This window comes from Dactylosporangium sp. CA-152071 (assembly GCF_050936335.1).
GTDB classification, from domain to species: Bacteria; Actinomycetota; Actinomycetes; order Mycobacteriales; family Micromonosporaceae; genus Dactylosporangium; species Dactylosporangium maewongense.
Genome location: NZ_JBNJMZ010000002.1, coordinates 1,193,839 through 1,208,267, shown reverse-complemented (window position 1 = coordinate 1,208,267; position 14,429 = coordinate 1,193,839). Strand labels below are relative to the sequence as shown.

At 72.6% G+C, this 14,429-nt stretch carries 1 protein-coding gene (running past one end of the window); it reads left to right on the top strand.

Annotation, left to right across the window (positions count from 1 at the left end):
- On the top strand, window positions 1–14,429 hold the final stretch of the coding sequence (locus tag ACQEVZ_RS45620) for a DUF1707 domain-containing protein (RefSeq protein ID WP_433379966.1). The gene continues 15,676 nt to the left of window position 1, outside the view; 14,429 of the gene's 30,105 nt are visible here — the last part of the coding sequence; the start codon falls outside the window, past its left edge; the stop codon is at window positions 14,427–14,429.

Below are 14,429 nucleotides of genomic sequence, written 5' to 3'. Positions count from 1 at the left end.
TTGCGGCCGAGGTGCTCGCCGACCACGCGTCCACCACCTGGCGGCGGGGTGCCCTCCCGCCGGCCGCACGGGCGCTCGTGGACCAGCTGGACCCACTCCCGGAGACGGTGCCGTCGCCGGCCGCGCGGCGCTTCCACCGTCCCGGGAACCTGGCCGGCCTGACGCATCAGCGACCGTGGACGGACCCTGCCGTCGACTGGTCCGCCGCGCTGCACAGCGAGACGGCGCTGCGGGCACTGCTGCGCGAGGCGGGCCTCTCCTGGTACGACGCGCGCCTGCTGCTGATCGACCTCGGCCTGCTGCCCGCGGACGCGCGTCCGATCAGGCTGCGGGACGTGTCCAGGATCGTCGAGGCGGACAGGGTCCGCTCGGACATCGCGGCCGCGCTGCAGGCGACGGTCGACCACGCGGTGCGGGAGTTCGAACGGCTGGCACGCGGGCTCGCACCCGCGGACTCCAGCGCGCGGAGCCAGCGCCGGGCCGAGCTCATCGCCGAGCACGTCGCCGCCGGCACGATGACACCGGAGCTGCGGGCGACGTTGATCGAGCAGATCTTCGCCGACGAGATCCGCGCCCGGCAGTGGCAGATCCTCGGCCAGCACTATGGGCCGTACGAACTGCGCGCGATGCCGTCGTACCACCTGGACGGGCAGGCACCCCGCTCGGCCGATCCGGACGGCATCACCGTGCCGACTATTACGCTCGACCGGATGGTCGACGGGCAGCCGGTTGTCGTCCACACGTACCGCCTGCGCACCGGTCCCGTCACCTTCGGCCAGGACGCCACGTACCGCAGCAACACGTTCACCCGCAGTCTCTTCCGGCCGGAGACGCTCCGCCCGACCAGGACCCCGGGACCACAGCCGGTCGCCGGGCCTTCGCCGGTCGATCCGCAGATCGCGGCGACGTGGGTGCCCGGCACACTCGACACCTGGGGCATGACACCGCCGCAGGACACAATTCCCCGCGACCGCGTGCGCCGGACCGAGACGTCGGCCGGGATCGCCGAGGCACTGCAGGAACAGCTCCAGCGGGTGAACGACACCGGCTACCGCGACGCGATCATTCACGAGGTACGTCTACTCCACGCCGGCGATCATCCGACCGCGGACACCACTCACCAAGCGACCGGCGATGTCGTCGCCGGCGTGCTCGAGGTGCAGCCGTGGTCGCCGTACGCATGGAGCACCGATCGGCTGCGGGTGACGGTTGCGGTCGGCTACGCCAGTGGTAAGAGGGCGATCTCGTACGTCACATTGCCGTCCGTCGCAGGTCAGCCGGTCAATGTGACGGTGGTGCTCTCGTGGCAGCACCCCGCCGGCGACGGACTGCTCGGCACCCTCATGCACGAGCTGGGAGAGGTCGACCGACGCCTGCGTCGCCACCGTGTGTGGTGGCGGCCCGACGCCGCGCCACGAGGCAACCTGCTCGCGAAGGGGGCATCGGACGCTGAGGCCGGGCTGTCGGATCATGACTGGGGCGGCATCGCCGGCCTGGTGGAGTTGACCGGCCGGATTCTTGCCACGCCGGCTGGCAGTGCGCGCCGGGTCGAGCTGGTCGGCGACCTGGCCGCGCACCTCGAATACCTGGACCTGAGCCAGACGAACGAGGACTCGGCCGCGTTGTGGGCTCGGGTCGACGCGGAGCTGCGCATCGAGCGGCTCATACCGGCACAGCAGGAGCTGCTCCGGAGCCTGCGCGAGCCCGGCTGGCGGCACAGCGCCATCATGGCCCCGCCGGCCCCGCTTGCGCTCCCGTCCGGCGCGACGGCCCAGGACGACCTGGGTGCGCTGCCGCGGCCGTTGCCGCCGCTGGCCCACAAGCGTTCACGAGCAACCGATCTGGTCGCCGACCGGTCCACCGGGAAGCCCCAGCCGCAGGACAATCCTGGCTCCCCGGGCGATGAATGGCTGGCTGCGGTCAGCGACCAGCAGGGGTTCGGTGACCCCCCAACGGTCATGTCCCCGTGGGCGATGAACCGTCAGATGTTCACCGGCGACTACTTCGCGATCTGGCGGGGCACGATGAGCACCGCCGATACGACGGCCGCCGAGTTCAACGAGCAGCTGCGCCGCGGACCGGCGCAATACGGCGAGGCCCCGGTCAACGGCGCGCCCTACGCCTTCGTCGCTGACCCCGCCGCGGCCGCGACGGACTCGGACGGCACCGCGGGCAGCGTGGTCCGGGCGCTCCTGCCGAAGTCGGCGAAGATCGCGAGCTACGAGGCGCTCAAGGCGGTGGTCGAACCGCAACCGTATGTGTTCGGCAAGCGGATGGCCTTCGCCGACGTGGCGAGACACGCGGCGGCCGCCGGAATCGACGCGGTCGTGTTTCCGGGCGGAGTACGCCGGGGAGAACTCACCACGGACGGCATCCTGGTCGTCAACCGGTCCATCCTGATCGTGGAGGAGGAGCCGGGGAAGGCCGAGCCGGCGGGCTACGACGGCGGCGGTACCGACCGTGGAGAGCCGGCATCGGATGCCGACCGTAGGGCGGTCGAGCAGTGGTACGCGACGCTGGTCGCCGCTGGCCGGCTCACCGTGGACGAGTTCGACGTGCTGGCCGTCGCCGCGTATGCCGCCCGGACGCTCGCCGACCTTGACGTTCTCGTCCGGGACATGAGGCGTGCGCTCCGCCCGACGGATCAGGACCGCGTGGCGGCCGCGGAGCTGCTCGGTGAGCAGGTCGGGGCGGGGTGGCTCACGCTGACCGACTTCCAGAACTGGCTGGAGCTCGTCCAGGCCGCCCGCACCCTCGACGAGCTCGAGACCCTGCTCGCCGGGTTCCCCGATCTGAGCCCGCCACCGGTCGATCCGGCGCTGCCTTACAAGCCGTCCCGGGCCAGAAACCTGGTTCCCGACGAGTTCGCCGCCGACCGGCTCGACCGGCGGTTGATGCACCAACCGTACAAGTACAGCGGCGCGTGGGACTGGGACTGGCAGTACGCCATGATCGCCGCCTGGCAGGGGTTCGACGGCACCCCGACCGTCGTCGACCGGCAGACGATGAAGAGCCTGCGTCGCAGCGGCGACTTCATCGAGGTGTGGCACGGCGCGACGCGGGGGCCCGAGGGGACGGCCGCCCAGGTCCACGACGACTTCCGGCACGGTCCGGTCGCCTACGATCACACGTTCGTCCAGTACTACGGCGAGTGGCGGATCGACGGCTACCTCTGCGCCATGCGTGCCCGCCGTACCATCGCCGACCGTACACCGGACAGCAACCTCCGGGTGCTCATCCCCCGTGCGGCGAAGATCGGCGACTACCGGCGGGTCGCCTACGACTCCGGCCTGCTCGACTCCAAAGAGCTTGTCCGCTACCTCAGCCGACATGCCGCCGCTGCGGGATATGACGCGATCATCATTCCGGGGGTCACCGAAAAGGACGATGTCTACGTTCTCCTCAACCGGGAGATCGCGATCGTGGAGGAGGCAAGCACCAGGCCGGGCCCTGCGCTGCGACCCGCGGAGCCGACGGTGGCTGCGACGTGGGTGCCCGGCACGCGTGCCGAGGAACGGAGGCTGCTGCCGGGGCCGAGCGCGGTGGAGCTTGCGGGTTCGTTGCGTGCACGTCTTGCGCGGCAGCGAGTGAGCGACTCGGTGATCCGCGAGATGCGGCTCGTGGATGCTGGGGCCGGCGTCGACGCGGATGGTCGCGCGGTTGCTGGTGTGGTTGAGGTGGACCTGCGGGATGGGTCTGCGTTGACGGTGACGGTGGTGGTTGGTGATGCGGGGGAGCGGGCCAGGTCCGAGTTCCCGGAGGGGGAACGGGCGTCGGTGATGACGGCTGTCATCTCCGCGGAGCTGCTCGATGGTGGTGATCAGGTCGGTGCGTTGGTGCATGAGGTGTGGGAGGTGGTTGATCGGCAGGGGCGTTCGTGGTGGCCGGTCGGGTCGCGGCGGGACCGGTTGACGGCAGAGGGTGGTGCTCCAGGTCGGTGGGCGCGGTTGTCTGCTCATGATCATGGTGGTGTGGGTGATCTGCAGGATCTGGCTGCGCGTGTTGTCGCGTCGGTGGATGTGGTGGAGCGGGTGGCGTTGATCGCGGACCTCGCGGCGCATCTGGAGCATTTGGGGCTGGGTGCTGGTTCGCCGCGTGCGGCGAGGCTCTGGCAGCTGGTCGATGCTGAGGTGTCGACGGAACATCTGTCGCTGGCGGTGCTGGAGTTGTTCGAGAGTCTGCGTGAGGAGGGCTGGCAGGACGCCGCCAAGGCCCGGTCCGTCACGGCGTCCGCCATTGTCGGTGTGCTGCCCGACCTGATCGAAGCCGGCCTGCTGGAGCACGCCGAGCTGGGTTTCGGCGACGCGTCGATGACGGTGCGCACGACCGCCGGCGAGACCGTGAACCTCGACGTGTCCGACGAGCTGGCCGGCGCGGCGCTCGCTTCAGAGCGCGCAGTGGAGCGAGCAGTCGAGCCGGCCGAGGAGCTGCGGGTGCCGGCGGCGGCCGCGGCGCGCTTCCACGCTCCCAGGAACCGGGCTCGCTTCACGAGCACCCGGCCGTGGATCGAGCCGACCGACGAGTGGACGGCCGCGGTGCGGAACGAGAGCGCGCTGCGGGCGCTGATCCGGGCATCGGGCCGGTCGTGGTACGACGTGCGGCTGTTCTTGCTCGACCATGGCCTGCTGCCCGAGGACGCGCGTCCGCTCCGGGTTCGTGATGTGGCCAGGGCCGTCGACGCCAATGAGGTGCGCGAGGACATCGCCGGCCGCCTGCGGGCGGTGCTCGACGACGCGGTGCGGGAGTTCGAGCGGCAAGCTTTGGGGCTGCGGCCCGCGGCCACCAACGCGCGCAGCGATCGGCGGGCCCGGGCGATCGCGGAGCACGTTGCCGCCGGCACGATGACCGCGGAGTTGCGGGCGTCGTTCATCGAGCAGGTCTTCGCCGATGAGGTCCGGGCCCGGCAGTGGCAGATTCTGGGCGAGCACTACGGTCGGTACCAGTTGCGGGCGTTGCCGTCGTACGGCCTGAACGGGCGGGATCCCCGGTCGCAGTGGGCCGGTCCGACGGTCACGTTGGACCTGATGGTCGACGGGCAGCCGGTCGTCGTGCACTCCTACCGCGTCGACGCCGGGTCAGATCGGCAATGGGCGCATCAAAACGCCACGTACACCCGGGGGCTGTTCGAGGCGGACGACCTCCGCCCGACCGACCCGCCTCGGGGCGCGGAGCCGACCCCACCGAGTCGGGCCGACCCGGTCGCACCGCAGCAGCGGGCCGCGCTCGCCGAGGTGGCGGAGATCCTGTCACAGGAACCCGGCTGCCAGGCCAGTCTGACACTGGGTGACGGCACGGCGCGGCTCGAAGTGGAGGCGAAGGGCCAGCCGGTCCGCGTGGTGGTCACGCCGGACGACACAGCCGAGGAACAGCCGGGCGAGCAGTCCGGACCGGCGGTCGATCCCGTTCGTCTGCAGACGCTGCTCTACGCGATCGACCAGGCCGGTCGGCTGGAGCGTTCGCCGCTCAGGGACCGGCTGCTGGTCGGTTTCCTCGTTGAGGTGTACGCGCTGCTTCACCGAGGCCCGGGGCTGGATCGTTTCGACGCCGGGTTGGGGCCCGTCGAGCTGGAGTGGCTGCGGCAGCTGCGCCGCCCCCGGCCCGAGGGGGAGGAGTGGGCGTTCGAGTCGGAGGTGCTGCGTCATCTCACCGGCGTATCCGATTGGGCCACGGTGGGCACGACCGGCGCACTGTCGGCGCGGCTGACGGAGGTGGCCCACCGGGAGGAGCGCGACGACCAACTGCTGCGGCAGGCACGGTCGGCCGCCCAGGCGTTGTCGGCGACGCAGTGGCAGCGCGCGGCCGACGCAGCCGGGATGGACCAGTCCGACCGGACGGTGCTGCTGGACACGGTGGAGCGGGCCCAGCAGGCGTTGACCCAGGTGCAGCAGGCGTTCGCCGGGCCGGTTGGAGCGTTGGAGGCCATGCGCGCGGATGAGCGGGTGGTCACCCGGGGAGCGGTGCCGGACGCGGGGGCCCGCTCGGAGTACGAACGCACCCGGGCGGCGCTGGAGGAGTACGTCGCCGCGGCAGGACTGGCCGTCGACACCGTCGATCTGCTGGAGCAGTCACCACGCCTGCGGCGGACGGCGGCCGGTGGCGAGGCCGAGACCTGGGTGGAGGATCTGGTGTCCTCGACCCGGCAGCTACTCCTCGACGCTCTGGGTCGCCTGGGTGGCCGCGAACAGTGGCAGCTGGCGCAGCGATGGCAGCAGCTCGAACGCCTGGCGCAGGCATACCTGAGCGGCGCGGACCTGGAAGTGATCAAGGGTCTTGCCGAGTTCTACAAACACGATCCGGTCGGGCCCCGCCCGGCGCCGCCTGCAGCAGACCCGGCTGAGGAGGAGGCGGCGCGGGCCGAGTACGAGAATCACTGGCAGCGGCTCCTTGCCCGCTGGGACGCTGGGCACGCGGGGATCCGAGCCGAGCTGGCTCGCCGCGCGCAGGACGGCGAGGTGGCGGCGGCGTGGGCCGCGGAGCTCGCTGCGATCGAGGACCTGGCCGGTGTCAGGAACGCCAGCACCGTGGTCGCGGACGCCGACCAGCGCCTGCAGGAGGCGGTGGCCGCGGCGAGCAGCGCCCAGCAGGACGCGGTCGCAACGGCCCGCCGGAAACTCGACCGGGAGCTGTTCAGCGCCGGCAACGCCACCGCCAGGGCACGTCGCCACTACCAGGAGGCGGTCGCGGAGCACGCCGTGGCCGCGGACCCGGACGTCACAGCGGCGCAGGCCGCGCTCGCCCACGCGACATCGCAGCTCGACCAGGCCCGCGGCCGTCGGCGTGCCGTGCAGGCGACCCTTTCCCGTTCGCAGCACTGGACGCAGCCGGGCAGTGGCCGGCCGGCGACCAACCGGGTCGAGGTGGCGCAGCGGCGCCAGGCGGTCCGCGACGCGGAGCGCGGCCTGGAGCAGGCGCGCGCCCAGGTCGAGCAGTACGCGCTGAAGCGGCGCGACGCCGCCGTGCGGGCGGCGCAGGACGACGACGCGAAGGCACGCGAACGGTTCAACGCAGCTGTCGCGGACGCCGAGCAGCGCTACCAGGACGCGGTCCGGGCGGCCCGGGACGAGTACACCGGCCGGTTGGCGCAGCTACCGGGCGGGCAGCTGCCGATGCGGCGGCTGGCGCTGGCGGAGCACGACCTGCAGCGGCTGCGGGCCGAGTACGAGGCGGTGCGCGTGAGTGCGCAGCGCGCCCTGGATCAGGCCGAGGAGACCGCAGACTTCACTACGGGCGACGCGAAAGCCGCCTACCTCGTGGCGCTGTGGGACGCCGAGCATGCCTTCGAGCGGACCCGTGCCGACGTCGAGGCGGTGTGGGCGTCCGAGCTCGGCACCGCGCGGAACCAGCTTCGGCAGGACCGGAAGCAAGCCAAGGGGACGCCGGACCGGCGCGCCGCCCTCAGTGACGCGAACGCGCGCTATGAGAGGGCCGTGGCCGCCGCGAACGCGACGCGGATCGCGGCGCGGTCGGCCATGCACTCCACGTGGGAGCTGGCCGTCATGGACGCCGACGCGACGCGCAACGACGCGGTCGTCGCGGCCGAGCGTGACAAGCGGGCCGCGAGGGGCGCGTTCGACCGGGCGATCGAGCAGGCCGAGCGGCCGTACCGCACGGCGGAGGAGTTCGTCGCCGATGCGCGCGACACCGGGGGCGCCCCGGCCGGTCCGGCGGAGGGCGACCGGGCCGCACGGCAACGAGCCAGGGCAGCGCGGCGGGCGGCGGACGGATTGCCGGTGGGCAGCGCCGAACGGGCGGAGCGGCTGCTGGAGGCGTCGCTGGCGGAGACGTTCCCAAGCCTCGCTGGACGGGTCCTCGACCAACCCGACCACCTGCCGCTGGCACGGCACGTGTTCGGCGACCCGACGATGGTGATGGTGTCGCCGGACCGCTGGGCGCAGCTGGTCGGGTACATGCAGCGGGTCGACTCGGCCGGGTGGCGGTTCGGGCCGGTGGCGGGCCTGCGGCGCCTGGCGCGCCACGTGACGCTGCAGCAGCGCCTCCGGCGGGAACTGGCCGATGCGGACGTCCGGGCAGGGCTGCCGTTGGCGCTGGCGCCGGCCGTCGATCTGCTGGAGCCGCCGCTCACACCGGCCCGGCTGCGTGAGTGGGAGGAGCACCTCCAGGCGGCGGACCTGGCCCTGTACCTGCGCCGGCAGGGCACGCCCGTGCAGGACGCCGACGTGGCGGTGCTCGTGCGGGCGGTGCGGCTGGCGCACCAGCAGGACGCCGAGCCCGATCGGCGCAGGGCGCGGTCGCGGGCTCGCCAGCAGGCCCGGTCGGGGTGGCGGGTCCGCCCTCAGACGGTGGTCCGGGCGCGGGAGCTCGTGCGGGCGACGCCGCGCAGGGCACCCCTGCAGCGCCCGGTCACGGTGGCGGACCTGGGCGAGCTGGTGATCGCGTACCGGGGCGCGGGCACCCCGCTCACACTGGACAGTCTCAAGGAGACGGTCGAGGTCGCGCGGCGGGTGCGCAACCCGTACACGGTGCGGGGAGCGCGGATCGACTCCCGCAAGGCCCGCAACGACGAGGCCAGGCACCTGGTGGCGTGGCTCACGACGACGTCGCCGGCGCAGGCGCGGCGGCTGGTGGACCTGCGCCGCGCGCTGCTGCCGCAGCCCGAGCGCGGCTTCGACCAGGACCGGACCGCGGAGCACTACCGGCCGGTGCTGGCCAGGTTCCTCGGCCGTGCCACGGTGGCAGCGGCGGACATGCGGCTCCTGGCCGGCTTGGTCGACGCCGCCGCCCGGCACTCGCAATGGCGGGCCTGGTCGGAGGCGACGAGGCTGGCCAAGGTCGCCGAGAAGGCCGCCGAGTCGTGGGAGCGACGGCCCGCCACCACCCGGCCGGCCTTCGCGGAGGTCGGCAAGGAGGAGGCCGAGGAGGCGGACCACAGCCTGCTGCTCGGCGGTGAGCTGATCGAGCCGGAGTGGCTGGACGCGTTCGTGGCGTTCGTCAACGGGCTCCTGCCGGACGGGACGGTTGACCGTGACGCGGTCAAGCGCACCCTGGACTCGGATTTCGTGCGCGTGTTCGACGACGGCCTTGAGCTCCCGGTCGGGCCGTACACGGTCCAGATCTTCGGTCAGGCGACCGGGCAACCGCAGACCGTGCCGGACAAGGAGTCCAGGCGGGCACACGAGCGGCGCGTGTTCACCTACAGCGACGACATCCGTGGGCGCGGCAGCGCCAGCATCCGCCAGGTCGGCGGGTCGGCCGTGGTGCAGTACGGGGACGTCACGATGGCGCTGCCCACCTTCGGGCACACCTGGGGGCGCGGCCAGGGCCAGTTCACGCGGTCGACCTCCAACCACAACCAGTTCACCCGGGTCAAAGAGTCGTTCGTGCAGCAGCACATCCGGGCGGTCCTGGGCGTACGGATCGCCGCCGGGGACCGGGCCACGCCGCTGGCGCGGTTCCAAGACGGCGACGTCGGCGTCGGGTTCTGGGTGCCCGAACACCGGGCACCGGCTGAGGACCTCCGACGGATCGACGGTGCGAAGGCCGGCGACTTCGGGCGCGGGCTGCGGGCGACCGATTTCGCGACGCTGCGGGTCATGCTGCTCGCGCAGGTCAAGGACGCGCTGCGGGAACAGTTGGGCGACGCGTACGAGGCCTGGCGGGACGAGATCGACCAGAAGATTCTTCCCAACGTCGTCGGCACGTACCTGCAGCGGGTGATGCCGGGCGACCGCGTGCCGGAGACGACCCTGACCTTCCGTCTCGGGCAGGGCGCACGGCGGCTGAGCGTGGCCCTGGTCAGCACCCAGCTCAACGCGGTGACCCTGCTGGGCGGGCGCAGCAACGACGAAGCCCGCTTCGACGTGCACGACGTCGACTGGCGTACGTCCAGCGCCGAGGACACCAGCTCCCACGGCGATGCGGTCGGCGCCGAGGGCAGCTACCGCCGCTCCGGCGACGTCGCGCTCGGCGGGCGGGCGTCCGGGCGGCGGACCGTCACCCGGACCGGGCGGCAGGCACGCGCCCGGCGTTCGGCGGTCACCCGCTCCAAACGCGTCGTGGGCGACCTGGCCGTGGTCAGGCTCGATCTCGGCCTGGAGGTGCACTGTGCCACCGAGGCCGGCCGCAAACCCGTCCAGCCGATCGAGGGGCAGGCACTGATCACGCTGCCGGCCCAGGAGGTGGAGGCGCTCGGACTGCTGAGCGCACCCGACCCGGCCGCCGAGCAGACCGAGGAGGCGCGCGGCCGAGCCAGGCAACTGCAGGAACGCCGCAACCAGGAGGCCGATGACCGCGAGCCCGTCGCCGGCAAGAAGGTCTTCGGCACCGACCTCGGCACGCAGTTCCCGCTGGCCTTCTGCTACGTCGAGGGGATCGAACGCCTCGAAGACCTCTACGACGACCTCGTCCCGAACCTGGTCATGCACAGCCTGCTGCCCGAGGAGGCGCAGCCGGAAAACCAGCCCGAGGAGGCGCAGCCGGAAAGCCAGCCCGAGGAGGTGCAGCCGGAGCACCTCGCCGACGACGCACGGCCGGAGAAGCCGAGCGCGTGGCAGCACCTGGTGCGCCGCACCATGGCCGAGCCGGACCAGGCCTTCCTCAACCGCGACGATGTCCGCTACGCCAACTGGGCCAGGGTGGTCGACGCCCTCAGCCGGCACTACCTTGCTCCCCGCGCGCCGGACCTGACCAACGCCCGGACCCGTCCCGTCGTGGGGATCCAGCTCGACCGCCCCGGCAAGCCCAGCGACCCTCTCACCCTGACCCTGGCGGCCGAGCTGCATCCTGATCGCAGCACGCACCTGGGCAAGTACCCGTTCCAGCTGCAGCTGGCCCGGCTGGCCGACTGGACCACGGCCCGCCGCCTCGTCCGGGACCGCGCCACCGACGTCACCGCCGGTGGCAACGCCCGGATTCCGTGGCCCAGCAAAGGCGTGGTGTCCAGCCTGGGTGACCTCGGCAGGCTGTGGACCAGGTCCGGGATCGGCCGTCGCGGCACGATAGCGATCACCTCGCACCTGCAGGAGGTGGACGCGCAGAAGACCGATTCTCACCGCTTCGCCGTCCCCGCGACCCTCACCTGGCGGCTGGAGGGCGCCAGGCACGCGGACGGAACCGAAGGCCACGCAATGGTCGTCTTCAACGTCCTGCAACCGCACTACCTGGCCGACCCGCAGACCCCGAAGCCCGGCGACGTACGGAAGGCGATCGACGCTGCCCGCGCGGTCAACGCGACCGCACCGGACGCACCCTCGGTGCTGGCCGGTGCGGCCGCCCTGGGCGTGCTGGCCGCCGGCGGGTTCGAGCAGGTTCAGCAGCAACTCATCGAACTGCTCGGCGTCCAGCACCGCGATGCCGTGCTGGACGCCTTCACCCCGGCCGTGTGGGAGGCGATGCAGCAGCCGGGCCTGCAGACGGAGACCCAGCTGCAGGTCGGCACCCTGCCCCCGATCAAGATCCGGATCAGGCCGGCCGGGCCCGTGGTGGCGCTGGCACCGGTCGACCCGTACTACCGCGGCTTCACCGAGCGCCAGGTCGGCGACGAGGTCGCAGCAGATACCCAGGCACACCAGGGCACCCAGGTCGTCGCGGGGCTCTGGCACAAGGATCCCAAGGACCGCTTCGATCCGGACGCGCTGCGCGCGGGCTGGAACGTCGACAACACCTTCGCCCGTACCGGTGGCCGCCTGCGCTCACAGGGCCAGATCAGCACCCAGGGCGAGCTGCGTTCCCACTTCCGCGACCCGTACCAGCGTGAGCAGGACGCGCTGGTGTGGACGGCCACCTCGGTCGAGATCACCGTCCCCGGCCACCCCGGCACGGCGGCGGTGACCGCCGAACTGCTCGCGGTGGTGCCCAACCCCCACCTCCGCGACCAGGCCTTCGAGGACCCCAATGGGGTCCGCGCCGAGCTCACCAAGACCCCGGCGCAGCTGGGTGACGCCGACCTGCAACCCTCGTGGGCCTACCAGCAGGGCATGCTGGACGAGGGCAGCTTCCCGGTGCTCGTGCGCGGCGCGGCCGGCACCGAAGCCGGGCTGCACCGGCTCCGCGAGGCCGTGGAGCAGGAGGCTCGCGCCGCGGGCGGGGCCGAACACGGCGCCGAACTCGTCGGCCTGGTCAACACCGCCGGGGAGCTGCAACCGAAGTCCGCCCGCATCTGCGACGGCGGCGACTCCACCACGTACACCACCCGGTCCGGCGCGCGCTACACCGTCACGATGTCCGCGGCGGTCGGGCGGTCGCGCCGGCTGCCCCGCCGCGACCAGTTCGCCGGCGGGCAGTGGTACACCCGCAGCAATGTCACCGAGATCGAGACGAGCGGGCACGCCCGGCGCAACCGCAACACCGTGACTGCAGGCGGTGAGCTCGACGCCGGCGTGATCGCCGGCCGCGGCACGGCAAGCTGGGTCCACACCACCCGGACGGACAGCACGCGCGGCCGCTACCGCAACCTGCTGGGCATGCTCGGCCGCCGCTTCGGCGCTCTCGTCGCATTCGAGACCGAGCTCATCTTCACCATCAGCGTCTACAGGGGAGAGCCCGACCTCGAGGCGGCCCGGCGGACCGCTCGGCAGAAGCGGATCTTCGTCGAGGCCCACGTGCCGAAAGGCCTGTGCGTTCCCGCCGGAGCCACCCCCCACCGCTACGGCTTCACCCTGCCCGACCGGCTCCCCGGCGGCGCCCTGCCACCCTACGTGCTCGGCATCCGAGCCATCTGGACCCAGGCCCGCACCGTCGCCGCCCCCCGGCCCATCAAGATGAAGATCGGCGCAACGGCCAAGGTCCTCAACAAGGAGAACCTCGGCGTCCACCTCGACGCGATGCTCGACGGCGGCGTCACGTTCGACGCCGTCGAAGCGGCCGGCATGACCGTGCCGTTGCACGGCCCGATCGCCGCCCGGCTCGGCGACGTCGTCGAGATCACCTGCGCGGGCGACGGCGAGGTCGAGCGGTACGCCCACATCACCACCGGATACACCCAGTTCACCGACACCTCGACCCGTAACGCGCTCACCGGCTCCGGCCGGGTCCTGGCCGGCAGGCCCGGGCTGCGGCTCGGACCCCTCCACATCCCCTCGTTCAAGGTGGGCCTGCAGGTCAGTGCCGGCAACGAGTGGCGCAGGAACCGGTACTCGACCAAGGTGGACTACTCCGACATCCGCAACTGGGCCCGCCTCAAGGACAAGCTGTACGCCATCACCAGCGAGGTCCACTTCGAGGTCCCCGGCGGCCGCGGCCAGCAGCCGACCACGACCACGGGCCTGGTCAAGCAGATCGTCACGCTCGCGGAGGCCCTGGACATCGGTGTTCCCCTGCACGTCCTGGACTCCGTCACCTCCGGCAGGCCGGCCAGGCAGCTGCATCGGTGGATCGTCCAGGCCTACTCGACCCGCTCGCCCCAGCAGGCCCTCGCCGATGCCGCAACCGCCGCGTCGAAGGCCTGGAATCTCCGACTGCGCCCGGGCCCGGCGCCGGATCGCTCCAGAGTGGACAGGGTGGCGGCCGAGCGCCACGAACGGCTCTACTCTGCCGCCGCGCGGATGGTGGCGGCGCAGGGCCCAGCCTCCACCCGCGGCGACTGGCCGCAGGTACGCCGGGAGCGATGGCACGAACTGGAGCTGACGCTGACCGCGCCGGCCGCGGACGACCTGCCGGGCACCGCGGACCCTGCCCGGCAACTCGTCGCCCGGCTCGACGAGACCGGGCAGCCGATCGGCATCGCCGAGGCGGTCCTGGACTGGGACCGCCGGCTCGCCGGCGCCGGGCCCGCCGCGGTCGCGCTACCCGGCCCGGTGCACGCCGTCGTCATGGAACTGCTGGAGGAGCTCGTCCAGCGACTCTCACCCGGCCGGCCTCCCGTATACATGGATGCCGGCGCCGTGGACCTGAGCGGGCTCGCGCACGAACTGGCCGACCAGCTGCGATCCGGAGCACCGCCACGACCCAGGCCCCTGTGGGAGCCGCGGCCGCTCGGCGTCGCGCTGCCACTGCCGGGCGCCACCGAGCAGCTGGCCACGGCGGCCCAGCTGGCCGCGGAGGCGACCCCGACCCCGCAGGAGCTGACCGCGAGGGCCGACTTCGCGGTCCACCCTGATGCGGCGGTGGAGGCGGTCGACCTGCTCGCCGGGCACGGCTGGCGCGAGCGCCACGACGGCATCCAGCCCGGCACCCACCTGGTGTCCGCCCAGCGCTGGGAGGGCGGCGGCTGGCGGCCGGTCGGACTCGCGGAACGGGCCGCCGAGATCCGGTCGGCCCTGCGCGAGGTGCCCCTTCCACAGCCACTCGGCCCATCGACGGAGACCGGCTGGATCGCGCTGCCGGCCGAGGCGGCGCTCGTCACCGCGGAGCTGCTGGACGAGCTCGGTGTCCGGTTGCTGCCGGGGCGTTGGATCGGCACCGTCCCGCTGAGCACACTGGCCCTGCTGGAGTTCGTACGGACACGCCTGCGCCGTGCGGCGATCGAGCTGTGA